The organism is Pseudomonas sp. PA-1-3F (genome assembly GCF_021609665.1).
Taxonomy (GTDB): Bacteria; Pseudomonadota; Gammaproteobacteria; order Pseudomonadales; family Pseudomonadaceae; genus Aquipseudomonas; species Aquipseudomonas paracarnis.
Genome location: NZ_WJZD01000030.1, coordinates 16,012 through 41,287, shown reverse-complemented (window position 1 = coordinate 41,287; position 25,276 = coordinate 16,012). Strand labels below are relative to the sequence as shown.

The 25,276-nt window shown below is 59.8% G+C and carries 22 protein-coding genes and 1 pseudogene; 19 read left to right on the top strand and 4 right to left on the bottom strand.

Features of this window, described 5'->3' with window-relative positions:
* Positions 1-137 precede the first annotated feature (137 nt).
* On the top strand, positions 138-947 hold the full coding sequence (locus tag GIV26_RS20580) for a UDP-2,3-diacylglucosamine diphosphatase (protein ID WP_054898652.1): 810 nt from the start codon (positions 138-140) through the stop codon (positions 945-947).
* A 179-nt stretch (positions 948-1,126) separates the two neighbouring features.
* Here the strand turns inward: GIV26_RS20580 and GIV26_RS20575 are convergent, their stop codons facing one another.
* From GIV26_RS20575 to phhA, 3 genes are all read right to left on the bottom strand, one after another.
* Positions 1,127-2,320, bottom strand: coding sequence for an amino acid aminotransferase (locus GIV26_RS20575; protein WP_034126772.1), 1,194 nt, complete (start codon positions 2,318-2,320; stop codon positions 1,127-1,129).
* A complete protein-coding gene (locus tag GIV26_RS20570) occupies positions 2,320-2,676 on the bottom strand; it encodes a 4a-hydroxytetrahydrobiopterin dehydratase (protein WP_003192995.1) in 357 nt (118 codons plus the stop codon). Before GIV26_RS20570 ends, GIV26_RS20575 begins: the two co-directional genes overlap by 1 nt.
* Positions 2,677-2,774: 98 nt before the next feature.
* Entirely contained in the window at positions 2,775-3,566 is a 792-nt protein-coding gene (gene phhA, locus GIV26_RS20565; RefSeq protein WP_003192992.1) for a phenylalanine 4-monooxygenase, read from the bottom strand.
* A gap of 257 nt (positions 3,567-3,823) precedes the next feature.
* On the opposite strand from phhA, the gene GIV26_RS20560 reads away from it, so the two are divergent.
* From GIV26_RS20560 to GIV26_RS20520, 9 genes are all read left to right on the top strand, one after another.
* Positions 3,824-5,389, top strand: a complete 1,566-nt coding sequence (locus GIV26_RS20560) for a sigma-54-dependent transcriptional regulator (RefSeq protein ID WP_236282008.1) — start codon at positions 3,824-3,826, stop codon at positions 5,387-5,389.
* Between the two features lie 700 nt (positions 5,390-6,089).
* A complete protein-coding gene (locus GIV26_RS20555) occupies positions 6,090-6,830 on the top strand; it encodes a flagellar basal body rod protein FlgF (RefSeq protein ID WP_003192988.1) in 741 nt (246 codons plus the stop codon).
* 62 nt (positions 6,831-6,892) lie between these two features.
* Positions 6,893-7,678 carry a flagellar basal-body rod protein FlgG gene (gene flgG / locus GIV26_RS20550; RefSeq protein ID WP_003192986.1) on the top strand — a complete coding sequence of 262 codons (786 nt, stop codon included), beginning with the start codon at positions 6,893-6,895 and terminating at the stop codon, positions 7,676-7,678.
* 53 nt (positions 7,679-7,731) lie between these two features.
* Positions 7,732-8,427 carry a flagellar basal body L-ring protein FlgH gene (flgH, locus tag GIV26_RS20545; RefSeq protein ID WP_032895934.1) on the top strand — a complete coding sequence of 232 codons (696 nt, stop codon included), beginning with the start codon at positions 7,732-7,734 and terminating at the stop codon, positions 8,425-8,427.
* Between the two features lie 6 nt (positions 8,428-8,433).
* Complete coding sequence (locus GIV26_RS20540) at positions 8,434-9,543, top strand: flagellar basal body P-ring protein FlgI (RefSeq protein ID WP_161793221.1); 1,110 nt, start codon at positions 8,434-8,436, stop codon at positions 9,541-9,543.
* A 4-nt stretch (positions 9,544-9,547) separates the two neighbouring features.
* A complete protein-coding gene (gene flgJ / locus GIV26_RS20535) occupies positions 9,548-10,807 on the top strand; it encodes a flagellar assembly peptidoglycan hydrolase FlgJ (RefSeq protein ID WP_034126775.1) in 1,260 nt (419 codons plus the stop codon).
* A gap of 10 nt (positions 10,808-10,817) precedes the next feature.
* Entirely contained in the window at positions 10,818-12,863 is a 2,046-nt protein-coding gene (flgK, locus tag GIV26_RS20530; RefSeq protein WP_034126776.1) for a flagellar hook-associated protein FlgK, read from the top strand.
* Positions 12,864-12,877: 14 nt separating this feature from the next.
* On the top strand, positions 12,878-14,482 hold the full coding sequence (locus tag GIV26_RS20525; protein ID WP_072447511.1) for a flagellar hook-associated protein 3: 1,605 nt from the start codon (positions 12,878-12,880) through the stop codon (positions 14,480-14,482).
* Positions 14,483-14,758: 276 nt separating this feature from the next.
* On the top strand, positions 14,759-15,688 hold the full coding sequence (locus tag GIV26_RS20520; RefSeq protein ID WP_054898647.1) for a ketoacyl-ACP synthase III: 930 nt from the start codon (positions 14,759-14,761) through the stop codon (positions 15,686-15,688).
* A 65-nt stretch (positions 15,689-15,753) separates the two neighbouring features.
* Here GIV26_RS20520 and GIV26_RS20515 read toward each other — a convergent pair.
* Positions 15,754-15,855 (bottom strand): annotated as a pseudogene (locus GIV26_RS20515) (outer membrane lipoprotein carrier protein LolA); the annotation flags it as partial.
* Positions 15,856-16,084: 229 nt separating this feature from the next.
* Between GIV26_RS20515 and GIV26_RS20510 the strand changes: the two are divergent.
* The 9 genes from GIV26_RS20510 to fliE all read left to right on the top strand — a co-directional run bounded on the left by GIV26_RS20510 (position 16,085) and on the right by fliE (position 25,262).
* Complete coding sequence (locus GIV26_RS20510; protein WP_060764472.1) at positions 16,085-17,560, top strand: flagellin N-terminal helical domain-containing protein; 1,476 nt, start codon at positions 16,085-16,087, stop codon at positions 17,558-17,560.
* Positions 17,561-17,634: 74 nt separating this feature from the next.
* The gene (locus tag GIV26_RS20505; protein WP_060764473.1) at positions 17,635-17,985 is read left to right on the top strand and encodes a flagellar protein FlaG; all 351 of its coding nucleotides are present in this window, start codon (positions 17,635-17,637) and stop codon (positions 17,983-17,985) included.
* 80 nt (positions 17,986-18,065) lie between these two features.
* Positions 18,066-19,457, top strand: a complete 1,392-nt coding sequence (gene fliD, locus GIV26_RS20500) for a flagellar filament capping protein FliD (RefSeq protein ID WP_060764474.1) — start codon at positions 18,066-18,068, stop codon at positions 19,455-19,457.
* Positions 19,458-19,596: 139 nt separating this feature from the next.
* The gene (gene fliS, locus GIV26_RS20495; protein ID WP_054898643.1) at positions 19,597-20,001 is read left to right on the top strand and encodes a flagellar export chaperone FliS; all 405 of its coding nucleotides are present in this window, start codon (positions 19,597-19,599) and stop codon (positions 19,999-20,001) included.
* Positions 20,002-20,026: 25 nt separating this feature from the next.
* Positions 20,027-20,323 carry a flagellar protein FliT gene (locus GIV26_RS20490; protein WP_034126783.1) on the top strand — a complete coding sequence of 99 codons (297 nt, stop codon included), beginning with the start codon at positions 20,027-20,029 and terminating at the stop codon, positions 20,321-20,323.
* A gap of 169 nt (positions 20,324-20,492) precedes the next feature.
* The gene (locus GIV26_RS20485; RefSeq protein ID WP_034126784.1) at positions 20,493-21,965 is read left to right on the top strand and encodes a sigma-54 dependent transcriptional regulator; all 1,473 of its coding nucleotides are present in this window, start codon (positions 20,493-20,495) and stop codon (positions 21,963-21,965) included.
* 110 nt (positions 21,966-22,075) lie between these two features.
* Positions 22,076-23,287 carry a sensor histidine kinase gene (locus GIV26_RS20480; RefSeq protein WP_236282005.1) on the top strand — a complete coding sequence of 404 codons (1,212 nt, stop codon included), beginning with the start codon at positions 22,076-22,078 and terminating at the stop codon, positions 23,285-23,287.
* Between the two features lie 7 nt (positions 23,288-23,294).
* Entirely contained in the window at positions 23,295-24,671 is a 1,377-nt protein-coding gene (locus GIV26_RS20475) for a sigma-54-dependent transcriptional regulator (protein WP_034127042.1), read from the top strand.
* 261 nt (positions 24,672-24,932) lie between these two features.
* Positions 24,933-25,262: a flagellar hook-basal body complex protein FliE gene (gene fliE / locus GIV26_RS20470; protein ID WP_236282004.1), complete on the top strand. Its 330-nt coding sequence runs from the start codon at positions 24,933-24,935 to the stop codon at positions 25,260-25,262.
* Positions 25,263-25,276: the final 14 nt, after the last annotated feature.

The window sequence follows — 25,276 nt, the reverse complement described above, 5'->3', positions numbered from 1 at the left end:
CGCGGTCTCCAGGGCGGCAAGCCGTCAGTCTACAACGCTTGGCGGGCCGCGGGCGCTGTCATCAGACTGACGCACGCTTGTCATGGGCTATTAATCGCCAAGGCGCAAGCTCGCCAAAACAGCGTCGAGGGATGCCCATGACCCGTGCCGAGTTCACCAAGCCCAGCCGCAAGCAACGGGTGCGAACCCTGTGGATTTCCGACGTGCACCTGGGCACTCGGGATTGCCAGGCCGAGCATCTGTCGCACTTTCTCAAGGGCTACCACGCCGACAAGGTCTACCTGGTCGGTGACATCATCGACGGTTGGAAACTGCGCGGCGGCATGTATTGGCCTCAAGCCCACACCAACGTGATCCGCCGCTTGCTGACCATGGCCAAGCGTGGCACCGAGGTGATCTATGTCACCGGCAACCATGACGAGTTCCTGCGTCGCTATTCCAAGCTGATCCTGGGCAATATCCAATTGGTCGATGAGGCTGTGCACGTCACCGCCGATGGCCGCCATTTGCTGGTGATTCATGGCGACCAGTTTGATGTGATCACGCGCTATCACCGCTGGCTCGCTTTCCTCGGCGACTCGGCCTACGAGTTCACCCTGACGCTGAACCGCTGGCTGAACCACTGGCGTGCGCGGTATGGCTACGGTTATTGGTCGCTGTCGGCGTACCTGAAACACAAGGTCAAGACGGCAGTGAGTTTTATCAGCGATTTCGAAGAGGCGATTGCCCACGAGGTGACCAAGCGGGAATTGCACGGGGTGGTGTGCGGGCATATTCACCATGCCGAGATTCGCAAGGTGGGCGAGGTGGATTACCTCAACTGCGGGGACTGGGTGGAGTCGTGCACGGCATTGATCGAGCACTGGGATGGGCATATCGAGTTGTATCGGTTGGCGGATGCGCAGGCTAAAGAAGCAATGCTAAAGGCCGAAATGGTCGCTGGCTGAACCTGTGGCGAGGGAGCTTGCTCCCGTGACGGCCTGACAGCCGACGCTGATCTACCTGACACCCCACGATTCAAATGTGGGAGCGGGCTTGCCTGCGATGGCGGCGGGTCAGGCAATTAATCTGCAACTGAACCACCGCCATCGCAGGCAAGCCAGCTCCCACAGTTAATCCTGTTGCTTCAGTTGGAGACGTCAGCAATGGCTTGAGCCAGCAACGTCAAGCGCGTCGCATCAACCCCAGCCACGTTAGCCCGCCCCGAACTGACCATATACACACTGTGCTTCTCGCGTAGTTGCTTGACCTGCTCGGCACTCAAGCCGGTATAGGAAAACATCCCACGTTGCGCGCCGATATGCGCAAAGCGCTCGGCCAGCCCATGGGGCACAAGCGCTTCCACCAACCCGGAACGCAAATGGGCGATCCGCGAACGCATGGCCTCGACTTCCTCGCTCCACTGCTTTTTCAGCTGTGCATCACCGAGGATGGTCGCCACCACGGCGGCACCGTGATCCGGCGGTGTCGACCACAGGTTGCGAGCGATATTCGCCAGTTGGCTGCGTACATCGGTGAGCTTTTCGGCATCCGCCGCACAGACGATCAATGCACCCACGCGGTCGCGATACAGGCCGAAGTTTTTCGAGCACGAACTGGTGATCAGCACTTCCGGTAGCTCGGCGGCAAACAGGCGCACCGCCCAGGCGTCCTGCTCCAGGCCATCGCCAAAGCCCTGGTAGGCGAAGTCGATCAGCGGCAGCAACTGGCGTTCACGCACGATCTGCAAGACCTGGCGCCAGTCATCCTGGGACAGGTCAAAGCCGGTCGGGTTATGGCAGCACGCGTGCAGCAATACCACGTCGCCCTTGGGCACGCTGGACAGGGTTGCCAGCATCGCCGTCACGTCCAGGCGGTTGTCACTGCCCACGTAAGGGTAATGACTGACCTTGAGCCCGGCCTTGGCAAAAATGGTTTCGTGGATAGGCCACGTCGGGTTGCTCAGCCACACGCCACGGCCCGGCAGGCTGTGGGCGATAAAGTCGGCACTCAAGCGCAGGGCGCCGGTGCCGCCTGGGGTTTGCGTGGCGCCAGCGCGGCGGTCACGCAGCAAGGCCGAGTCGGCGCCGAGCACCAGTTGGCTGATCAGGCTGCCGAAGGCTGCATCGCCATGGCCACCGATATAGGTCTTGGTCACTTGGGTGTCGACCAGGCGCTGTTCCGCCAGCTTCACCGAGTGAGGAATCGGCGTGAGGCCTTGGTCGTCCTTGTAGACACCTACGCCCAGGTCGAACTTGTTCGGGTTGGCGTCCTGGGTATACAGGTCCATCAGCCCGAGGATCGGGTCGCCGGGCACGCGGTCGATGGCATCGAAATGCATTACTTGCGGCCCTCGGCAGTCTTGGCCACTTCGTCGGTGCGCGCGGCCATGATGAAATCGTTGCGGTGCAGGCCCTTGATGGAGTGGCTCCACCAAGTCACGGTGACTTTGCCCCACTCGGTGAGCAGGCCTGGGTGATGGCCTTCGGCTTCGGAGATTTCACCCATGGCGTTGGTGAAGGCCAGGGCGAATTTGAAGTTCTTGAACAGGAAAACCTTTTCCAGCTGCATCACGCCGTCGCGCACTTCGATGTTCCAGTCAGGGATCTGCTTGATCAGCACCGGCAGTTCTTCATCGCTGACTTGCGGGGCATCGGCGCGGCAGGCTTCGCAGTGGGCTTGGTTCAAGGTGGTCATGGAAGGTGTCCTGAATTCGAATGATTGAAGGTCAGTGGCGTTACCCTAAAGCAACGCGGGGCCAGGGAACAGACTCACCTGGCCTTAAAACGCAAGGTTCACGCGGCTTTGGGCTTGGGTGGGAATTTCGGTGCGTGCAGACCCAACTGCATACCGCGCTCCACCATGCCCATGATGTCCTCCTGCGCCACGTCGAACAGGCGCTTGAGCTCGGGCAATACGAAGTACAAAGGTTGCAGGATGTCGATGCGATAGGGGGTGCGCATCGCTTCCAGCGGATCAAAGGCCTGGTGCTCGGGCTCGTCCGACAGGCAATACACACTTTCTTTAGGCGACGACAGAATGCCGCCACCGTAGATACGCCGGCCCTGGGGCGTGTCCACCAGGCCGAACTCGATAGTCATCCAGTACAGGCGCGCCAGGTACACCCGTTGCTCCTTGGTGGCCGCCAGGCCGAGCTTGCCGTAGGTGTGGGTGAATTCAGCGAACCAGGGGTTGGTCAGGAGCGGGCAGTGGCCAAAGATCTCGTGAAAAATATCCGGCTCTTGCAGGTAGTCCAATTCTTCACGGGTGCGAATAAAAGTCGCCACCGGAAACTGCTTGCTGGCCAGTAATTCAAAAAAGGTCTGGAAGGGGATCAGCGCCGGCACGCGGGCGACTTGCCAGCCGGTGGTGTCGGCCAGCACCTTGTTGATTTCGCCCAACTGGGGAATGCGGTCCAGAGGCAGGCCGAGCTTGTCGATACCGTCCAGGTATTCCTGGCAGGCGCGGCCCTCGATCACTTTCAATTGGCGAGTGATCAGGGTGTTCCACACCGCATGTTCTTCTGGCGGGTAGTGGATAAAACCTTGCGCATCGGGCTCGCGGGCCACGTAGTGCGTCTGCTTCATACGGCTCTCCTGCTAGGCATTCGTTCTTGTTATGTCCTGGGATGCTCCTATTGATAACCGGATAGGCGCCGGTTTCCATCAGCCTTAACGGACTAGCGTAGGAAAAATTACCGATTATCGTAAAGTATTCGTTACGGAAGGCCCGCTCGTCGCAGCTATGGGCTGGGAAAAGCCACCGCGCTGTCACATAATCTTGACGACTATCTGCGCCCGGCGACAAAAAGACGCGGGCGCCTACTCCCTTTTCGAGTCTTTCCATGCGTATCAAAGTGCACTGCCAGAACCGCATCGGCATCCTGCGGGACATCCTCAACCTGCTGGTGGAGTACGGCGTCAACGTCGCCAAGGGCGAAGTCGGCGGCGAGCACGGCAATGCCATCTACCTGTTCTGCCCCAACCTGGTGAACATGCAGTTCCAGGCGTTGCGCCCGCAGTTCGAGGCGATTGCCGGAGTGTTCGGGGTCAAGCGGGTAGGGCTGATGCCCAGCGAGCGGCGGCATATGGAACTCAATGCGTTGCTCGGCGCCCTGGAATTCCCGGTGCTGTCCATTGATATGGGCGGCTCCATCGTGGCTGCCAACCGTGCGGCGGCGCAGTTGCTTGGCGTACGGGTAGATGAAGTGCCGGGGATTCCCCTGTCGCGTTACGCCGAGGATTTCGACCTGCCGGAACTGGTGCGCGCCAGCAAATCGCGAATCAATGGCATGCGGGTCAAGGTCAAGGGTGACGTATTTCTGGCGGACATCGCGCCCCTGCAATCCTCCGAGCACGATGACAGTGAAGCCATGGCCGGCGCCGTGCTCACCCTGCATCGTGCCGACCGTGTCGGTGAGCGTATCTATAACGTGCGCAAGCAAGAGCTGCGCGGTTTCGACAGCATCTTCCAGAGCTCCAAGGTCATGGCCGCAGTGGTGCGTGAAGCGCGACGCATGGCGCCGCTGGATGCGCCACTATTAATAGAAGGTGAAACCGGCACCGGCAAGGAACTGCTGGCCAGGGCCTGCCACTTGGCCAGCCCGCGTGGGCAGTCGCCGTTGATGGCGCTCAACTGCGCGGGGTTGCCCGAGTCGATGGCCGAGACCGAACTGTTTGGCTACGGCCCCGGCGCATTTGAAGGGGCGCGGGCGGAAGGTAAGTTGGGCCTGCTTGAGCTGACGGCTGGCGGTACCTTGTTTCTCGATGGCGTGGGAGAAATGAGCGCGCGCTTGCAGGTCAAGCTGCTGCGCTTTCTGCAGGACGGTTGTTTTCGCCGGGTGGGCAGTGATGAAGAGGTATACCTGGACGTGCGGGTGATCTGCGCGACCCAGGTAGATTTGTCGGAACTCTGCGCCCGGGGTGAGTTTCGACAGGACCTTTATCACCGGCTGAATGTGCTGTCGTTGCATATCCCGCCGTTGCGCGAATGCCTGGATGGCCTTGCGCCGTTGGTCGAGCACTTTCTCGACCAGGCCAGTCGGCAGATCGGTTGCCCACTGCCCAAGCTTGCACCTGCGGCCATGGACAAGCTCAGCCACTACCACTGGCCGGGCAATGTGCGGCAGCTGGAAAACGTGCTGTTCCAAGCGGTGTCGTTGTGTGAAGGGGGTACGGTCAAGGTTGAGCATATTCGCTTGCCGGATTATGGCGTGCGTCAGCCGCTGGGCGATTTTTCCCTGGAGGGTAGCCTGGAGGATATCGTCGGGCGCTTTGAAAAGGCGGTGTTGGAAAGCCTGTACGCCGAACACCCGAGCAGTCGCCAGTTGGGCAAGCGCCTGGGGGTGTCGCACACCACCATTGCCAACAAACTGCGTGATTACGAAGTGCTCAAGGTCGATCGTAGCTAAAACGGTGGGAGCTGGCTTGCCTGCGATAGCGGACTGTCAGTTGGCATATCAGTGCCTGCCCAACCGCTATCGCAGGCAAGCCAGCTCCCACATTGGTTGGGTATTGCCCACGGAATCAACGCCCAGCATCAATCCTCTGTGGGAGCGGGCTTGCCCGCGATGGCGGCGTGTCAGTCAATGAGTCTGTGACTGAACCACCGCTATCGCAGGCAAGCCAGCTCCCACATTGGTTGGGTATTGCCCACGGAATCAACGCCCAGCATCAATCCCCTGTGGGAGCGGGCTTGCCCGCGATGGCGGCGTGTCAGTCAATGAGTCTGTGACTGAACCACCGCTATCGCAGGCAAGCCAGCTCCCACATTGGTTGGGTAGTGCCCACGGCATCAGCGACCGGCATCAATCCCCTGTGGGAGCTGGCTTGCCCGCGATGGCGGCATGTCAGTCAATGAGTCTGTCACTGAACCAACGCTATCGCAGGCAAGCCGGCTTTGATCTGTACCGGATTTAAGGCCGGTGTTTGCCGCAGGCGGCAGTAGTCCGCCGTTTTTTCGACTGTTTCTCCCCTGCCAATTTCACATACCTCCACGAAACCCCCGCCGCGCCTGGGTTTGCGCCTCTTTTGAAAAGTTGGTTCGCAAATTGCTTAAGCCTCCTCAGTACAGCGGTGGGCGGCAAGCGTCCGTCAGAAAGAGGATAGAGCGTGGACAAGTACCTTTATGTGGCAATGACCGGCGCCAGCCAGAATGCACTGGCGCAGAAGGCCCATGCCAACAATCTGGCGAACATTTCCACCAACGGCTTTCAGCGCGACCTGGAGCAGGCGCGTTCGATGCCGGTGTTCGGTGACAGCTTTCCGGCGCGGGCGTTTGCCATGACCGAACGTCCGGCTACCGACTTTTCACCGGGCGCGATGATCGAGACCGGCCGCGACCTGGACGTAGCCGTCAGCGGCGACGGCTGGATGGCGGTGCAGACCCCCGATGGCGGCGAAGCCTACGTGCGCAGCGCCAGCATGAACGTGGATGCCCTGGGCGTGCTGCGGGCCGGCAACGGTATGCCGATCATGGGCAACGGTGGCCCGATCGCCGTGCCGCCCCAGCAGAAAATCGAAGTGGGTTCGGACGGCACCATCAGCATCCGTGCCATGGGCGAAGGCCCGCGAGTAATGGCGGAAGTGGACCGTATCAAGATGGTCCAGCCTGACCTCAAGAACATGACCAAGGGCCTGGACGGCACCATCCACACCAAGGATGGCCAACCGGCCCAGGCCGACGCGAACGTGCGGCTGACCTCGGGTTTCCTGCAGGCAAGCAACGTCAATGCCGTGGAAGAAATGACCGCGGTGCTGGCGCTGGCCAAGCAGTTCGAGCTGCACATCAAGATGATGAACAGCGCTAAAGAAGACGACCAGGCCATGACGCGCGTCATGCAGATGAGCTGATCCAAGCCCATTAACTAATTTGCAACGCAGCGCCAACCATCCGGCGCACGAAGGAGAACAGCATGCTTCCGGCTCTATGGGTTGCCAAGACAGGCCTGTCCGCCCAGGACACCAACCTGACGACCATTTCCAACAACCTGGCAAACGTGTCGACCACGGGCTTCAAACGTGATCGCGCCGAGTTCCAGGACTTGCTCTATCAGATCAAGAAGCAACCGGGCGCCCAATCGACCCAGGACAGCGAATTGCCGTCGGGCCTGCAACTGGGTACCGGTGTGCAGATCGTCGGCACCCAGAAAAACTTCAGCGCCGGCAACCTGCAGCAAACCGGCCAGCCCCTGGACATGGCGATCAACGGCCGGGGCTTTTTTCAAGTGCTGCAACCGGATGGCACCACTTCTTACACCCGTGACGGCACCTTCCACCTGGACTCCAACGGCCAGATCGTGACCGCCAACGGTTTCGCCCTGGAGCCTGCTGTCGTGGTGCCGCCCGACGCCAAGACCTTCACCGTCGGCAACGACGGCACCGTGTCCATCACCGTCGCTGGCAACCCCGCGTCCCAGGTGATCGGCAACCTGCAAACCGCCGACTTCATCAACCCGGCCGGCCTGCAGGCGATGGGCAACAACCTGTTCCTGGAAACCGCCTCCAGTGGCGCGCCGCAAATCGGCACCCCTGGCTTGAACGGCTTCGGCACCACGCTGCAAAGCACCCTGGAAACCTCCAACGTCAGCACCGTTGAGGAGATGGTCAACATGATCACCACCCAGCGCGCCTACGAGATGAACTCCAAGGTGATTTCCACCGCCGACCAGATGCTTTCGTTCGTTACGCAGAATCTGTAATCAAGTCTATGGGGCGCCCTTGAGGGTGCCTGCAACACCGTGAGGTTAGGGTCATGAATCGCTATGTTTGTGTGTTGGCATTGAGTGGGATCGCCGTGCTTGCGGGCTGTGTCGCCCCCTCGCCAAAGCCCAATGACCCGTACTACGCGCCGGTGTTGCCACGCACGCCGCTGCCGGCGGCGGCCAACAATGGCTCGATCTACCAGGCCGGTTTCGAGCAGAACCTGTACAGCGACCGCAAGGCGTTCCGGGTCGGTGACATCATCACCATCACCCTGAACGAGAAGACCCAGGCCAGCAAGAACGCCAACTCGCAGATCGGCAAGAACAGTAAGACCAGCATTGGCCTGACCTCGCTGTTCGGCGGTGGCCTGAACACCAACAACCCGCTGGGCAGCGGTGACCTGAGCCTGGACGCCGGCTACAGCGGCGACCGCGCCACCAACGGCAAGAGCGCGGCCGGGCAGGGCAACAGCCTGACCGGTTCGATCACCGTGACCGTCGCCGATGTATTGCCCAACGGCATCATTGCCGTGCGCGGTGAAAAGTGGATGACCCTCAACACCGGCGACGAGCTGGTGCGCATCGCCGGCATGGTCCGCGCCGATGACATCTCCACCGATAACACCGTGCCGTCGACGCGCATTGCCGATGCACGCATTACCTACTCGGGCACCGGTTCGTTTGCCGATGCGAGCCAGCCGGGCTGGTTCGACCGCTTCTTCCTCAGCCCGCTGTTCCCTTTCTAGGTGGCCATTTTGAAGTTCAAACAGCTGATGGCGATGGCGCTTTTGCTGGCCTTGAGTGCTGTGGCCCAGGCCGAGCGCCTGAAGGACATCGCCAGTATTTCCGGCGTGCGCTCCAACCAGTTGATCGGCTATGGCCTGGTCGTGGGGCTCAACGGCACGGGTGACCAGACCACCCAGACGCCGTTCACCCTGCAAACCTTCAATAACATGCTCTCCCAGTTCGGCATCAAGGTACCGCCAGGCTCGGGCAACGTGCAGTTGAAGAACGTCGCGGCGGTGTCGATCAGCGCCGATCTGCCCGCGTTCGCCAAGCCGGGGCAGGTGGTGGACATTACCGTGTCGTCCATGGGTAACTCCAAGAGCCTGCGCGGCGGCACCTTGCTGATGACGCCGCTCAAAGGTATCGACGGCAACGTCTACGCCATCGCCCAGGGCAACCTGGTGGTCGGCGGTTTTGACGCCGAAGGCCGCGACGGCTCGAAGATCACCGTGAACGTGCCGTCGGCCGGGCGTATCCCCGGTGGCGCCACGGTTGAACGCACCGTGCCGAGTGGTTTCAACCAGGGCAACAGCCTGACCTTGAACCTCAACCGCTCCGACTTCACCACCGCCAAGCGCGTGGTCGACAAGATCAACGACATGCTCGGCCCTGGCGTGGCCCAGGCCATCGACGGCGGCTCGGTTCGCGTCACTGCGCCTTTGGACCCAAGCCAGCGCGTGGACTACCTGTCGATTCTGGAAAACCTTGAAGTGGACCCCGGCCAGGCCGTGGCGAAAGTCATCATCAACTCGCGCACCGGCACCATCGTGATCGGCCAGAACGTCAAGGTCTCGCCAGCGGCGGTAACCCACGGCAGCCTGACGGTGACCATCACCGAAGACCCGATCGTCAGCCAGCCTGGGCCGTTGTCCGGTGGCCAGACTGCCGTGGTCCCGCGCTCGCGGGTCAATGCCCAGCAAGAAGCCAAGCCGATGTTCAAGTTCGGCCCCGGCACCACCCTGGACGAGATTGTCCGTGCGGTGAACCAGGTGGGCGCTGCGCCCGGCGACTTGATGGCGATCCTCGAAGCTTTGAAGCAGGCCGGCGCGTTGCAAGCCGACCTGATCGTGATCTGAGGCCATGGCCATGGATATGCGCAAGAGCGGCATCAGCAGCACGGCGGACTCGGGGTCTTACTCCGACCTGAACCGGCTTAACCAGCTCAAGGTCGGTGACGACAAAAACAGCGAAGGCAACCTGCGCAAAGTGGCGCAGGAATTCGAGTCGCTGTTTTTGAACGAGATGCTCAAGTCCATGCGTTCGGCCACCGAGGCCCTGGGCAAGGACAACCCGCTGAACACCCCGGCCGCCAAGCAATACCAGGAAATGTACGACCAGCAACTGGCGGTGTCGATGTCCCGCGAAGGTGGCGGTATCGGCCTGGCCGATGTGCTGATGCGCCAGATGCAGAAGAACAAGCCGGTGGAGGCTCAGGCCGCCACCTTGCAAGGCCCGGCGGCGGATGCGCCGGTGAAGAAAGTCGATGTGCCGACCGAGATTGCCGCCGGTACCCAGGCCGAAGGCCCGTTGGGTCGCTCCAATGGCCAGCGGCCTTTGTGGGCGTATCGCGTGGCCGTGCCTGAGGGCGCCAGCACCCATGCCAACGACATGGAACTGATGAACCAGCGTCGTATCGCCTTGCCCAGCAAGCTGGCCGACCGCCTGCTGGCGGGTATCGTGCCGAACGCTCCGGTCGAAGCCAAATCCGCGCCCCTGCGTAACAGCGCTGCCGACGACACGGTCATCAACAGCAGCGCGCGTAGCTTTGCCGTGCCGAGCGGGCGCATGCAGGTGTATGGCCGCGCCATTGCCCAGCCACCGCTGGCGCCGGCCAAGAAAGCCTTCAGCTCGCAGGATGAATTTGTCGCCACCATGTTGCCGATGGCCAAGGCCGCTGCCGCACGGATTGGTATCGACCCCAAGTACCTGGTGGCCCAGGCGGCACTGGAAACCGGTTGGGGCAAATCAGTCATGCGTGCCGAAGACGGCAGCAGCAGCCACAACCTGTTCGGCATCAAGGCCGGGCAGAGCTGGCAGGGTGGTCAGGCCCGGGCGATCACCAGCGAGTTTCGCGATGGGGCGATGGTCAAGGAAACGGCGCAATTCCGTTCCTACAGCTCCTACCAGGACAGCTTCCACGACCTCGTGACCCTGCTGCAAAGCCATGATCGCTATAAAGAAGTTGTGAAATCAGCCGACAACCCGGAACAGTTTGTACGCGAGTTGCAAAAAGCCGGTTATGCAACCGACCCGGATTACGCCAGCAAGATTTCGCAGATCGCAAAAAACATGAACAGTTACCAGAACTACGCTGCCGCTGGCGCAACCACACATTTATAAGGTCTGAACCATGAGTTTGCTCAGTATCGGGATGTCAGGGCTCAATGCCGCTCAAGGATCGTTGTCGGTCTTGAGTAATAACATCGCCAACGCCAACACCTCGGGTTATTCGCGCCAGCAGACCACGCAAAATGCGAGTGCCAACAACCCCTACGGCGGTGTGTACATTGGCAGCGGCACCACGCTGGCGGATGTGCGTCGGGTCTATAACGAGTTCCTGGATGCGGCCTACCAGAACAGCACGGCGCTCAATAACGATGCCAAGGCTTATTCCAGCCAGGCCAGCGCCATCGACAAGACCTTGTCGGACAAGACAACCGGCATGTCTTCGGTGCTCAGCGCGTTTTTTGCCGCTGTGCAGACCTCCGCGGCCAACCCCAGCGACGTGTCTGCCCGGCAAGTGCTGCTGACCAGCGCCCAGACCCTGAGTAACCGTTTCAACGCCATCTCCAGCCAATTGACTCAACAGAAAGAGTCGATCAATGGCCAGTTGAGCACCATGAGTGACCAGGTCAACCAGTTGACCTCCTCGATTGCTTCGCTCAACAAGCAGATCACCCAGGCCCAGGGCTCAAGCAACAGCGCCCCGGCCAACCTGCTGGATGCCCGTAACGAGGCGGTGCGCTCGCTCAATGAACTGGTGGGTGTGACCACCAGTGAACAGAATGGTGTGTTCAGCGTCAGCACCGGCACGGGCCAATCCCTGGTATTGGGCGACCGGTCCAACACCCTCTCGGCAGTGCCGAGCGCTAGCGACCCAAGCCAGTACACCATTGCGCTCAATGCTGGCGGCGGTACGGCGATCGACCTGGGCAACGTGCTCAGTGGGGGCAGCATCGGCGGCCTGTTGCGTTATCGCAGTGATGCCCTGATGCCGGCCATCAATGACCTGGGGCGTATTGCCCTGGCGACAGCCGATACCATCAACAGCCAACTGGGGCAGGGCCTGGACTTGAACGGTGACTTCGGCTCATCGCTGTTCAAGGACATCAACAGCGCGGCGGCCATTGCCCAGCGCAGTCAGGGCGCGCTGGGCAACAGCACGGGCTCCGGCAATTTGAATGTGACCATTGCGGACACCAGCAAGCTGTCGACCTACGACTACAAAGTGACCTTTACCAGCGGCAACAACTACACGGTGGTGCGTTCCGACGGCAAGGCCATGGGCGCGTTCGACACCAATACCGCGCCGCCGCCGGTGATCGATGGCTTCACCCTGGCGCTGGATGGCAAGGGGCCGATGGCGGCGGGCGATAGTTTCAAAGTCAGCCCTACCGCCAGCGGTGCGACCAACATCGGCACGACTTTGACGGACGCCAATAAAATCGCGTTCGCCGGGCCATTGCTGGGCGAGGGCAGCAAGACCAACCAGGGTACCGGCACCTTTACACCGCCGACCCTGACCCTGCCTATCGATATTCATGGTGGCGCCGATACCGCGCAACTGCGTACCGGTATTGAGCACTCAATGCCAGTGAAGATGGTATTCGGCAAGCCGGCCGCCGACGGCACCCAGGGTTATACGCTCAACGATGCCCAGGGCAACCCGATTGGCACCGGCACCATCGTGCCGGGCCAAGGCAACAAGATCACGGTCGACGTGCCGATGCGGGATGCCAACGGCACGCTGCTGGTGCCGGCCAAAAGCTTCAAGTTCGATACCACGGTCGCCGGGTCGCCCGCCGCTGGCGACAGCACCACGTTTTCCTTCAACGCCTCGGGCAAGTCGGATAACCGTAACGCCCAGGCGTTGCTCGACCTGCAAACCAAAGCCACCGTCGGCCTGTCCGATGGCAGTGGCGGCGGAGTGAGCCTGGTGGCGGCCAACAGTCGCCTGGTGTCGACCGTCGGGGCCAAGGCCGCGTCGGCCAATACCGACACCACGGCCACGGGCGCCTTGCTCAAGGCCAACCAGGATGCGCGCAACTCCGTGTCCCAGGTCAACCTCGATGAAGAGGCGGGCGACATGATCAAATTCCAGCAGTACTACACCGCCTCGTCGCAGATCATCAAGGCTGCGCAAGAAACCTTCAGCACGCTGATCAATAGTCTTTAAGGGAGTCTGGGACGATGCGTATTTCCACTGCACAGTATTTTGAAACCAGTGCCGCCAAGTACACGGACAACTATTCCAGCGTGGTGAAGGCCCAGGAGCAGGCTAGTTCCGGTGTGCGCGTGCAGACCGCAGCGGATGACCCGGTGGCGGCGGCGAGGTTGTTGTTGCTGCAACAGCAGAAGGACATGCTCGGGCAGTTCAACGGCAATATCACCAGTTTGAAGAACTCGTTGACCAACGAGGAAAGCGTATTGGGGGCAATCAACGAGGCGCTGCAGGCGGCCAGTACCTTGGCCATTGAAGCGGGCGGTTCGCGCAGCGATGCCGACCGCAAGTCGATTGCCGGCCAGATCGGTGCGCTTGAAGACCAGGTGCTGGGCTTGCTTAACAGCAAGGATTCCTCGGGCAACTATCTGTTTTCCGGCTCCAAGACCTCGACGCCGCCCTATAGCCGTAACAGCGACGGCACCTACACCTATCAGGGTGATGAAACGCCGCTGAGCCTGCAGGTTTCCGATTCCCTGAGAGTCAGTGCCGGTGACACCGGCAAGAGCATCATGGACGGTGCCGTTAACTCGGGCCGCACCCAGGCGACCTGGATCGCACCTGCCATCGTGCCGCCGGCAACGGCGCCAGTGCCCAATGATCATAAAGTCTCAGTGTCGGCCGGCCTGGTGACTTCAGGCTCGGATTACACGAATAAATTCGCCGATGGCGAGCCATACAAGCTGACCTTTACCAGCAGCACCCAGTACAAGGTCTCCGACAAGAACGGTAATGACGTCACGTCGGAGATCCCTGGCAACGGCACCTTTGATTCCACCAAGGAAGGCGGCTCCACCGTGAGCCTGCGCGGCGTGAATTTTGATATTGCGGTGGATCTCAAGGATATGGCGACGGGGCCGGACGCCGATGCGCTGGTCAAGGACCGTTCGTTCAGCCTGGCCGCCAAACCCGACACCTTCAGTGTTTCGCGCACGCCCAGTAATGCCTCCACTGCGCAGCTGACGAATGCGCAGGTGAGCAACCCGGCCACCTATGCCAGTACGTTCCCGGCTAACAGCGGGGCGGTGATCAAGTTCACCAGTGGCACGGCGTATGAAGTCTATGCCCAGCCCTACAGTGCCGACAGCAAAGCGATCGCCACCGGCGACACCGGTGGCGGTACGACCGTGACGGCAGCAGGCGTGACCTTTGATGTCAGCGGCACACCGCAAGTCGGCGATCAGTTTGCGGTCGCTGCCAGCACGGCCAAGACCCAGAACGCGCTGGATACCCTGAGCCAACTGCGCAAGGCGCTGGAGCAACCGGCCGACGGCAACCCGGCGGCGATGGTCAAGCTCAAGGATGCGCTCGACGCTTCCATCAGTAATTTTGCCAATTCACGTGCCCAGGTCGATAACGTGCGCGGTTCCATCGGGGCCCGCGAAGCTGCACTGGATATCCAGTCGGCGGAAAACATCAGTATCGGCACTGCAAACAAAAGCACCATGAGCGATCTGGCGAACATTGACATGGGCGAAGCGGCGATCAACCTCACGTTGCAGCAAACCATGTTGCAGGCCTCGCAACTGGCGTTCGTTAAAATCTCCCAGCTGAACCTGTTCAGCCGCATGTAATCGTCGCAATGAACAACGGCCTCCCCTGGCGACAGGGGAGGCCGTTGTCGTTTCTGGCCTGGAAATGTTGCCGGTTTTTGCACAAAGCGCGCAAAATTGAGTGACCTGTGAGTCATAAAGCGCATCTTCACTGTATCGTGTGAAAAGGATAAGTCGTCACAGGGCCTTTATCGGGCGGCTTTCAGCGAGATTTTCATGGGGTTATCCCCTTTATTGTCAGCACTCCCGGCGTAGTCCGAGGGGTGTTCTCCAGCTATTTAGTATTGGGAAGCCACAATGATTGGCATAAAAAGCATCGCCAGTTACGTGCCGGCAGACGGGATCGATAACTACGCCCAGGGTGCCAAATTCGCCAAGGATGAAGAGTTCATCATCGGCAAGATCGGTTCGGCGTTCCTGCCGCGCAAGGAAGCTGCACAGGAGACTTCCGACCTGTGCGTCGAAGCAGTCAATGCATTGTTTGCCAACAACCCGGATTTGAAGCGCGAGTCCATCGACGCGCTGATCGTCGTCACCCAGAACGGCGATGAAGAGGGCTTGCCCCACACCGCCGCCATCGTCCAGGACAAATTGGGCCTGCCGACTCACGTTGCCGCTTTCGATATTTCCCTGGGCTGCTCCGGCTACGTGTACGGCATCTACGCGATGAAAGGCTTCATGGAAGCCGCCGGCCTGAAAAACGGCCTGCTGATCACCGCCGACCCGTATTCCAAGATCGTCGACCCGGAAGACCGCAACACCACCATGCTGTTCGGTGATGCCGCCACCGCCACCTGGATGGGCGAGGACGCGCCGTGGTTGCTGGGCAAATCCAAGTTCGGTACCGACGGTTCCGGCGCGCCGCACTTGAAGGTCAGCGATGGTGTGTTCTTCATGAACGGCCGCCAGGTGTTCAACTTCGCCTTGCTCAAGGTGCCGGCACACTTGCACGAACTGCTCAATGAGTCGGACCTCAAGGCAGATGACATTGATGCGTTCTGCATCCACCAGGGCAGCGCGGCCATCGTTGACGCCGTGGCGCGCCGCTTTGAAGAAGCGCCGGTGGACAAGTTCATCAAGGACATGGTCGAGACCGGCAATACCGTGTCATCGAGCATTCCGTTGCTGCTGGAAAAGCACGTGATGGACGCCGCCTGGAAGCGCGTGGCAATCAGCGGCTTTGGTGTGGGGCTGTCGTGGGGCTCGGCGATTCTCTATCGTCCGTGATGCTTTAGCGGCTTCATGAAAAACGTCGATGATCGAATGTTCATCGGCGTTTTTTTTGCGCCCCCTGTAGGAGCGAGCTTGCTCGCGAAGAACCTGAGGGCGCCGCGTGCATTCTGAATGCCCGCGTCATCGTTAACGTTCTTCGCGAGCAAGCTCGCTCCTACCAGGGGGGGCGTCTTGAAGGCGAAGTTTTGGCGCCAGTAACCCGTGATTACTGGCGTTTCACGCCTCTATAAGCCGTTGAAATACAAGGGCTGGCACAGGGCTAGTAAAAAAAATCAAAAAAACCCTCAAGCAACCGGCTACCACGACGATAACTATTACGTAGGTTCTCAGGCCACACCCGGCGGTTGCCAGGGCCGGAAGCCGCAGTATCCATCCAACGAGGATTTCGTCATGGCTTTAACAGTAAACACCAACATTGCTTCCATCACGACTCAGGGCAACCTGAACAAAGCTGGCGGCGCCCTGGCCACTTCCATGCAGCGCCTGTCTTCCGGCCTGCGTATCAACAGCGCTAAAGACGACGCTGCCGGCCTGCAGATCGCTAACCGCCTGACCAGCCAAATCAACGGCCTGGGCCAAGCTGTAAAAAACGTGAACGACGGCATCTCCATCGCTCAGACCGCTGAAGGCGCGATGCAGGCTTCGACCGACATCCTGCAAAAAATGCGTACCCTGGCCCTGTCCTCGGCTACCGGCTCCCTGAGCGCCGACGACCGTAAGTCGAACAACGACGAATACCAGGCCCTGACCGCAGAACTGACCCGTATCTCGCAAACCACCACTTTCGGTGGCCAGAAACTGTTGGACGGTTCGTATGGCACCAAGGCTATCCAAGTGGGTGCCAATGCTAACGAAACCATCAACCTGAGCCTGGAAAACGTTGCCGCCAACAATATTGGTTCGCAGCAGATCAAGAGTGTTGCAATTACTCCTACCGAGAATGGTATCGGCAGTGCAGCTGGCACTATTACCGTGACCGGTAATGGCCAGGTGAGCAGTGCAATTGCTGTCCCGGTTGGTGCTTCGGCGCAGAGTATCGCCAGCAAAATGAATGGTGCAATTGGCGGCCTCACAGCTACCGCGAGCACTGAAGTTCAGATTGAAGTTGATAATGCCGCGTTTACCACGGGCGCTACACCTGCCGCTGCTGCCACGTTTTCAATGACTGTCAATGGCCAGACTGTCACAATGACGGGCGTAACTAGCCAGGCTGGCTTGGCTGATCAATTGAAGTCCAACGCCGCCAAGCTGGGTATCAGTGTCAACTTCGACGAAGCCAAGAAAACGCTTTCGGTCAAGTCCGATACTGGTGAGAACATCGAGTTTGGTGCTGTTGCAGCCGGCGCTGCCAGTGCGGCCGCTATCACTATCAAATCCAAAGATGGTTCCGGTGCATACCCTACCGGCGCAGGCACCGCTCTGTCCGATACAACCAAGATGACTGCCACCGGCCAAGTATCGCTGGATTCCTCCAAGGGTTACTCCTTGTCGGGGGATGGTGTTGGGGGGCTGTTCGGTGCAGCTGCGGCTACCACTGCTGCTTCCACCAAAACCACCATCGCCAATACTGATGTGACCAGCGCTGATATGGCTCAAAACGCACTGTCGGTTATCGACAAGGCCATCGGCACCATCGACAGCGTTCGTTCGGGTCTGGGTGCCACCCAGAACCGTCTGACTACCACTGCAGACAACCTGCAGAACATCCAGAAAAACTCTACCGCTGCGCGTTCCACCGTTCAGGATGTCGACTTCGCTGCCGAAACCGCGGAACTGACCAAGCAGCAAACCCTGCAGTCGGCTTCCACCGCGATCCTGTCGCAGGCTAACCAACTGCCATCCGCTGTACTGAAACTGCTTCAGTAATCAGCGCGCTTGGTAACTAACGGAAGGGCGCGTTTACGTGCCCTTCCGTTTTTTCGGTTTAGAGGAGATTGGACATGGACATGAGTGTAAAGCTGAACCAGTCTTATCCGCCGGTTGCCCCTCAAGGCGCGCCTCCCAAGGCAACTGCCGATCAAAACAGCAGCAAGGCTCAGGAAGTAGCGGCAACCGGCAAAGAGCCTGAGCGCGCGGACCTGGAAAAAGCAGTAACCGACATTCGCGAATTCGTCCAGGCTGCCCAGCGCAGCCTGGATTTTTCCATTGACGATTCGACCCACCGGGTCGTGGTCAAGGTCATTGCCACCGACAGTGGTGAAGTGATCCGTCAGATTCCGTCGGAAACGGCGTTGAAACTGGCACAGAACCTTTCCAGCGCAAGCAACGTGTTGTTTGACGACAAGGTGTGAGCTGGCATGAAATTTGTTGCTGTCAGGTCTTGAGGCGTAATAAGTCAAGATAACGGCAGCCACCGAACAGGAGATAGATGATGGCGGGTTCAACGGTAAGTGGTATCGGTTCGAACATCGATACGCAAGCGATCGTGAAGTCCTTGGTGGACGCCGAAAAGGTGCCCAAGCAGACGCAGATCAATACCGCGTCCCAGAAGGCGACCACCACGCTGTCTTCGATCGGCAAGATTCAGGCGGCACTGGATGCGTTTCGTAGTGCTTTGGACGCCATGACCAAAGACAGTAGTTTCACCGGATTGACCGGCTCGTCCTCGGATGAAAAAACGGCGACCATGACTGCCAATAACACAGCTTCGAACGGCAGCTTCCGACTGATCGTTGACCAGTTGGCCCAGGCGTCAAAATTATCCAGCAAGAACTTCTCCGGTGGCACCTCTTCTGTGGTGAACGCTACGGATAAGCCGACCACCTTGACCATCTCTCAGTCGGGCAAGGATTACAGCGTCAATGTTCCAGCCGGCGCGACCTTGCAGCAGGTGCGGGATTCGATCAATACCCAGTTTGGTACTTCCGGGCTCAGTGCCAATATCCAGACCGACTCCAATGGTTCCCGATTGATCCTGACCTCTACCACCATGGGTACCGGTTCCGACCTTACGCTTTCCGGCACCTCCGGCCTGGATGTGGGTTCAACGGTCGTCGATCTGCCCAAGGATGCGCTGTACAGCATTGATGGTGTTGCGTCTGTGTCCAAGACCAACAGTATCGAGGGCGCGCTCAGTGGTGTGAACATCAAGCTGGTGGCGCCTTCGACTTACAAGACGGGCACCTCTGGCGATAAAAACGCTACGCTGATCACCGTCAGTACCAACAACACGGCGCTCAAGTCCGGGGTCAAAGGCTTCGTTGATACCTACAATGCTTTGATCTCCGCAATGAATGCCGAAACCAAGGTCACCAAGAATCTTGACGGCAGCACAACGGCTGCGGCATTGACGGGTGACTCGACCATGCGTTCGCTGCAGGCGGCGATCCGCAATGAATTCAATACCCTTTCGGGGACTGGCACTTTCAAGTCGTTGGCTCAATTTGGCGTGAGCACAAGCTCTACCACCGGCTTGCTGACAATCGATGACAAAAAGTGGGACGCTGCAGTCAAGACTAATGCAGCCGATATCAACAGTATGTTCAGCGGCAAAGACGGCATGTTGGCGCGCATGAAAAGTGCAACGGATGACTTTGCCAAGGCCTCTACCGGGGTTCTGGCAACGCGTTCTACCTCGTTGACCGACAGTCTCAAGGACATCGCAAAGCAGCAGGAAACCCTGAACGAGCGCATGGAACTGCTGACCAACAGCCTCTCCGCCAAATACAACGCCATGGACACCCTGGTTGCCCAACTGCGCCAGCAAAGCACCAGTGTCATGACCACGCTCAATGCCTTGAACAACCCTAAAACCAATAACTGATCGCCACTCACGCAAAAGGCCAGGCAACCTGCCTGGCCTTTTCGTACCGAAAGACGACCGGTGTTAAAGCTTTTTGCGGCCCAGTCGACATATTGGTTACTAGAATCCTTTTCGCTGTCGCCTGTCACGAGGTAGAAACATGAACCCTATGCGAGCCCTTCGCCAATACCAGAAGGTCAATTCCCACGCACAGATCTCCGAAGCCAGCCCGCATCGCCTGGTGCAGATGTTGATGGAAGGCGGCCTGGATCGCATGTCCCAGGCCAAGGGCGCCCTGGCGCGTGGTGACATCGCACAGAAGGGTTTGATGCTCGGCAAGGCCATCGACATCGTTATCGGGCTGCGCGATGGCCTGGATGCTGAAAAGAGTGATAACCCGGCTTATGTTCAGCAGTTGGAAAGCCTTTATGTCTACATGACCAATCGGTTGATGGAGGCTAACCAGCAAAACGACGCCGAGATCATCGACGAAGTCGCTCGATTGATGATTACCGTAAAAGAAGGCTGGGATGCTATCGGCGCGCCACAAGGCGCAGCAGAATAAGGCCACGGGCCTTGAGGAACTCGTCATGAGCCACGCACTGCAACGCATTGATGAAACCCGTGAAGCCCTGGTCGACGCGCTGGCTGCGCGCAACTGGGATGCCATCAGCGAGCTCGACCTGGGCTGCCGCAGTGTGATCGATCAGGTGCTGAGCGAAGCGCCGGTGGATGAGGATGCGCTGCGTGGAAAGCTGGAAAGCCTGTTGGCGGTTTACCAGCAGTTGCTTGAAGTGACGACCGGCGAGCGCCAGGCGATTTTCGAAGAGATGTCGCAGATCAACCAAGCGAAAAATGCGTCAAAGGTTTACCATCTGTTCGGTTGAAAGGGCGCAGTTAATCCGAACGGCGCGTCATATATTTGACTATGCCATCATTTTTGACTTAACTAGTGCTGTTTTCAGATTTCAGACGTCTAGAAGGTAAGAAATCTTACAGACGTCTTGATTGCCCTCATTCCGGGGCAGGAAGTTTTACTAGGGAAGTTGCTATTGCATGTGGCGTGAAACCAAAATTCTGCTGATCGATGACGATAGCGTCCGCCGCCGCGATTTAGCGGTGATTTTAAATTTTCTCGGTGAAGAAAATTTGCCCTGCGGCAGCCACGATTGGCAGCAGGCGGTCAGCTCGTTGTCGTCGAGCCGTGAAGTCATTTGTGTATTGATCGGGACGGTAAACGCTCCTGGCGCAGTTCTGGGCCTGTTAAAGACACTGTCTACCTGGGATGAGTTCCTTCCGGTGTTGCTAATGGGCGATATTTCTTCCGTGGACCTGCCGGAAGACCAGCGCCGCCGCGTGCTATCCAACCTGGAAATGCCGCCCAGCTACAGCAAATTGCTCGATTCCCTGCACCGTGCCCAGGTCTATCGCGAGATGTACGACCAGGCCCGCGAGCGCGGCCGTCACCGTGAACCCAACCTGTTCCGCAGCCTGGTCGGCACCAGCCGCGCCATCCAGCACGTGCGCCAGATGATGCAGCAAGTGGCCGATACCGACGCCAGCGTGCTGATCCTCGGCGAGTCGGGCACCGGCAAGGAAGTGGTCGCGCGCAACCTGCACTATCACTCCAAGCGTCGCGACGGGCCCTTTGTGCCGGTCAACTGCGGGGCGATCCCGGCAGAGCTGCTGGAAAGCGAATTGTTCGGCCACGAGAAGGGCGCCTTTACCGGGGCGATCACCAGCCGTGCCGGGCGCTTTGAGCTGGCCAATGGCGGTACCCTGTTCCTCGACGAAATCGGCGACATGCCGTTGCCGATGCAGGTCAAGCTGCTGCGCGTACTGCAAGAGCGCACCTTCGAGCGCGTGGGCAGCAACAAGACCCAGAGCGTGGACGTGCGCATCATTGCCGCCACCCACAAGAACCTCGAAAGCATGATCGAGGTCGGCAGCTTCCGCGAAGACCTGTACTACCGCCTCAACGTATTCCCTATCGAGATGGCCCCGCTGCGCGAGCGCGTGGAAGACATCCCGTTGCTGATGAACGAACTGATCTCGCGCATGGAGCACGAGAAGCGCGGCTCCATTCGTTTCAACTCCGCGGCAATCATGTCCCTGTGCCGCCACGGCTGGCCGGGCAACGTCCGCGAGCTGGCCAACCTGGTGGAGCGCATGGCGATCATGCATCCGTACGGGGTGATCGGCGTGGTCGAGTTGCCGAAGAAATTCCGCTACGTCGACGACGAGGACGAGCAGATGGACAGCCTGCGCAGCGACATGGAAGAGCGCGTGGCAATCAACGGCCATACTCCAGACTTCGGCGCTAGCGCGATGTTGCCGCCCGAAGGCCTGGATCTCAAGGACTACCTCGGCAACCTGGAACAAGGCCTGATCCAACAGGCGCTGGACGATGCCAACGGCATCGTCGCCCGTGCCGCCGAGCGCCTGCGTATCCGTCGCACCACCCTGGTGGAGAAGATGCGCAAGTACGGGATGAGCCGCAAAGAAGGTGATGAACAGGCGGATGATTGACGCCTGTTTTTCAACTACTTGATTTATAGGTAGATTTTTTTCGGCACGGGTATTGCTACAGCCCTCGCAACGTTCCGTTTAACTGACGGTCAGCCAAGCGAGAGAGCATCATGCCCCACGCCGCCCAACTATCTTCGGCCCCTGCCATCCAGGGGCTGGTTTCGCCTGTAGAACCGCCGACCCGCCAGGGCCTGGAGCACGCGCTCTCGCAGTTCAACCAGATGTCGAACCAGCTGACCGACTCCTACAGCCTGCTTGAGGCCCGGGTTTCCGAGCTTAAAGGCGAACTGGCGGTCGTCAGCGCCCAGCGAATGCAGGAGCTGGCCGAGAAAGAACGCCTGGCCAACCGTCTGCAAAACCTGCTGGACCTGTTGCCCGGTGGCGTGATCGTCATCGACGACCAAGGCCGCGTTCGCGAAGCCAACCCGGCGGCCTGCGACCTGCTTGGCTTGCCGCTGGAAGGCGAGCTGTGGCGTGAAGTCATCACCCGCTGTTTCGCCCCCCGTGAAGACGACGGCCACGAAGTCTCCCTCAAGGACGGGCGCCGGCTGTCCATTGCGACCCGTTCCCTGGACGCCGAGCCGGGCCAGCTTGTGCTGCTCAATGACCTGACAGAAACCCGGCACCTGCAAGATCAGTTGGCTCGCCATGAGCGGCTGTCGTCCCTGGGGCGGATGGTCGCTTCCTTGGCGCATCAGATTCGTACGCCGTTGTCGGCGGCATTGATCTACGCCAGCCATTTGACTGACGAGCAATTACCAGCGGCCACCCACCAACGCTTTGCCGGGCGCCTCAAGGAGCGCCTGCATGAGTTGGAACACCAAGTACGTGACATGCTGGTATTTGCCCGCGGCGAACTGCCGCTGACCGATCGCGTTACCCCTGCCGGTTTGATGCAGTCGCTGCAAGCGGCAGCGGCGACCCATGTGCAGGAGGCCAACCTGCGCTGGCAGTGCGACAGCCACCAGGGCGAATTGCTGTGCAACCGCGACACCCTGGTGGGCGCGCTGCTCAACCTGATCGAAAACGCTACCCAGGCCAGTGGCCCCGGGGCGCGCCTGAAAGTGCACCTGTATAGCCGCGGACAAACCCTGCGTCTGTGCGTCAGCGACAGCGGCAGCGGTATCGCCCCGCAGGTGCTGCGGCGCCTGGGCGAGCCGTTTTTTACCACCAAGACCAACGGCACTGGCCTGGGCCTGACCGTGGTCAAGGCAGTGGCCCGTGCCCATCAGGGACAATTGCAGCTGCGTTCGCGCCTGGGGCGTGGCACCTGTGCATTGATGACCTTGCCGCTGTTTTCCAGCGCGGCAAGCGCGGAGTAAGAGGATGATGGCTATCAAGGTTTTATTGGTGGAAGACGATCGCGCCCTGCGTGAAGCATTGGCTGACACGCTGCTGTTGGCGGGCCATGACTACCGTGCGGTCGGCTCTGCCGAGGAAGCCTTGGAGGCGGTCGAGCAGGAAACCTTCAGCCTGGTGGTCAGCGACGTCAACATGCCCGGCATGGACGGCCACCAGTTGCTCGGCCTGCTGCGGGTGCGCCAGCCGCAGCTGCCGGTGCTGCTGATGACCGCCCATGGCGCGGTGGAGCGGGCGGTGGATGCCATGCGTCAGGGCGCGGCGGATTACCTGGTCAAGCCGTTCGAACCCAAGGCGTTGATCGAACTGGTCGCCCGGCATGCCCTGGGCGTAATGCCCGCAGCCGACGGCGATGGCCCGATTGCCTTTGAGCCGGCCAGCGCGCAATTGCTGGAACTGGCGGCGCGGGTGGCGCGCAGTGATTCCACTGTGCTGATTTCCGGCGAGTCCGGCACCGGTAAAGAAGTGCTGGCGCGTTATATCCACCAGCAATCGGGCCGTGCCAAACAACCATTCATTGCGATCAACTGCGCGGCGATCCCCGACAACATGCTGGAAGCCACCTTGTTTGGCCATGAAAAGGGCTCGTTCACCGGCGCCATCGCGGCCCAGGCCGGCAAGTTCGAACAAGCCGACGGCGGCACCATTCTGCTCGACGAAATCTCGGAAATGCCCCTGGGCCTGCAAGCCAAGTTGCTGCGGGTATTGCAGGAGCGTGAAGTGGAGCGCGTGGGCGCACGCAAGCCGATCCAGCTGGATATCCGCGTGGTCGCCACCACCAACCGCGACTTGGCGGGTGAAGTGGCGGCGGGGCGCTTCCGTGAAGACCTGTTCTACCGGTTGTCGGTGTTCCCGCTGGCCTGGCGCCCATTGCGTGAGCGCCCGGCGGATATCATCCCCTTGGCCGAGCGCCTACTGAACAACCACGTCAAAAAAATGAAGCATGCCCAGGCGCGGTTGTCGCCCGAGGCCCAGGCGTGCCTGGTCAATTACCCATGGCCGGGCAACGTGCGCGAGTTGGATAATGCCATACAGCGTGCGCTGATTTTGCAGCAGGGCGGCTTGATCCAGCCGCAGGATTTCTGCCTGGCCATGGGTAATGGCGTTGCGCCGTTGCCGAGCCTGGCCCCGGCTCCAGTGGTCGCCGAGGCGGAATCAGCCGGTGCCCTGGGCGATGACCTGCGCCGCCGTGAATTCCAGATGATCATCGACACCCTGCGCGCCGAGCGTGGCCGCCGCAAAGAAGCGGCCGAACGCCTGGGCATCAGCCCGCGTACCTTGCGCTACAAGCTGGCGCAGATGCGCGACGCCGGTATGGATGTGGAAGCCTATCTGTTCGCCACCTGACTTCGCGCCCATACCGTTTTTTTGTAGGAGCGAGCTTGCTCGCGAAAAACGTCAACGATAACGCGTGCTTCCTGGATGCTCGCGGCGTCCATGAGTTCTTCGCGAGCAAGCTCGCTCCTACCAAAAACGTGCGGTAACAAGTTCGACAAGCTTTGTCGCCTTTTCTTACGAGTTGCTCCAGAGCTGGCACCCTTGTTGCTACCACCCCTAGTAACCGCTGCGTAGTGTCAAAAAATTGCGGGTCGTCGGAGAGAGAAGGTCATGAGCCAGGGTATTGAGTTCAATCGGTTGATGTTGGATATGCGCACCATGCAAATGGATGCCATGGCTCAACCGAAATCCGTCGCGCCAGCGCCGGAATTGGGCCAAAGCAATTTTGCCGACATGCTCGGTCAGGCAATCAATAAAGTCAGCGATACCCAGCAGGCGTCCAGCCAGTTGGCGACGGCCTTCGAGATCGGTAAAAGCGGCGTGGACCTCACCGATGTGATGGTCGCCTCGCAAAAGGCCAGTGTGTCCTTCCAGGCCTTGACCCAAGTGCGTAACAAGCTGGTTCAGGCGTATCAAGACATCATGCAGATGCCGGTTTAAGGACGAGATTTAAG

Excerpts from the sequence above, each read along its gene's own strand:
- GIV26_RS20580 (WP_054898652.1), top strand. The coding sequence starts at position 138 with ATGACCCGTGCCGAGTTCACCAAGCCCAGCCGCAAGCAACGGGTGCGA.
- GIV26_RS20575 (WP_034126772.1), bottom strand. The coding sequence starts at position 2,320 with ATGCATTTCGATGCCATCGACCGCGTGCCCGGCGACCCGATCCTCGGG.
- GIV26_RS20570 (WP_003192995.1), bottom strand. The coding sequence starts at position 2,676 with ATGACCACCTTGAACCAAGCCCACTGCGAAGCCTGCCGCGCCGATGCC.
- phhA (WP_003192992.1), bottom strand. The coding sequence starts at position 3,566 with ATGAAGCAGACGCACTACGTGGCCCGCGAGCCCGATGCGCAAGGTTTT.
- GIV26_RS20560 (WP_236282008.1), top strand. The coding sequence starts at position 3,824 with ATGCGTATCAAAGTGCACTGCCAGAACCGCATCGGCATCCTGCGGGAC.
- flgG (WP_003192986.1), top strand. The coding sequence starts at position 6,893 with ATGCTTCCGGCTCTATGGGTTGCCAAGACAGGCCTGTCCGCCCAGGAC.
- flgH (WP_032895934.1), top strand. The coding sequence starts at position 7,732 with ATGAATCGCTATGTTTGTGTGTTGGCATTGAGTGGGATCGCCGTGCTT.
- flgJ (WP_034126775.1), top strand. The coding sequence starts at position 9,548 with ATGGCCATGGATATGCGCAAGAGCGGCATCAGCAGCACGGCGGACTCG.
- flgK (WP_034126776.1), top strand. The coding sequence starts at position 10,818 with ATGAGTTTGCTCAGTATCGGGATGTCAGGGCTCAATGCCGCTCAAGGA.
- GIV26_RS20525 (WP_072447511.1), top strand. The coding sequence starts at position 12,878 with ATGCGTATTTCCACTGCACAGTATTTTGAAACCAGTGCCGCCAAGTAC.
- GIV26_RS20520 (WP_054898647.1), top strand. The coding sequence starts at position 14,759 with ATGATTGGCATAAAAAGCATCGCCAGTTACGTGCCGGCAGACGGGATC.
- GIV26_RS20510 (WP_060764472.1), top strand. The coding sequence starts at position 16,085 with ATGGCTTTAACAGTAAACACCAACATTGCTTCCATCACGACTCAGGGC.
- GIV26_RS20505 (WP_060764473.1), top strand. The coding sequence starts at position 17,635 with ATGGACATGAGTGTAAAGCTGAACCAGTCTTATCCGCCGGTTGCCCCT.
- fliD (WP_060764474.1), top strand. The coding sequence starts at position 18,066 with ATGGCGGGTTCAACGGTAAGTGGTATCGGTTCGAACATCGATACGCAA.
- fliS (WP_054898643.1), top strand. The coding sequence starts at position 19,597 with ATGAACCCTATGCGAGCCCTTCGCCAATACCAGAAGGTCAATTCCCAC.
- GIV26_RS20490 (WP_034126783.1), top strand. The coding sequence starts at position 20,027 with ATGAGCCACGCACTGCAACGCATTGATGAAACCCGTGAAGCCCTGGTC.
- GIV26_RS20485 (WP_034126784.1), top strand. The coding sequence starts at position 20,493 with ATGTGGCGTGAAACCAAAATTCTGCTGATCGATGACGATAGCGTCCGC.
- GIV26_RS20480 (WP_236282005.1), top strand. The coding sequence starts at position 22,076 with ATGCCCCACGCCGCCCAACTATCTTCGGCCCCTGCCATCCAGGGGCTG.
- GIV26_RS20475 (WP_034127042.1), top strand. The coding sequence starts at position 23,295 with ATGGCTATCAAGGTTTTATTGGTGGAAGACGATCGCGCCCTGCGTGAA.
- fliE (WP_236282004.1), top strand. The coding sequence starts at position 24,933 with ATGAGCCAGGGTATTGAGTTCAATCGGTTGATGTTGGATATGCGCACC.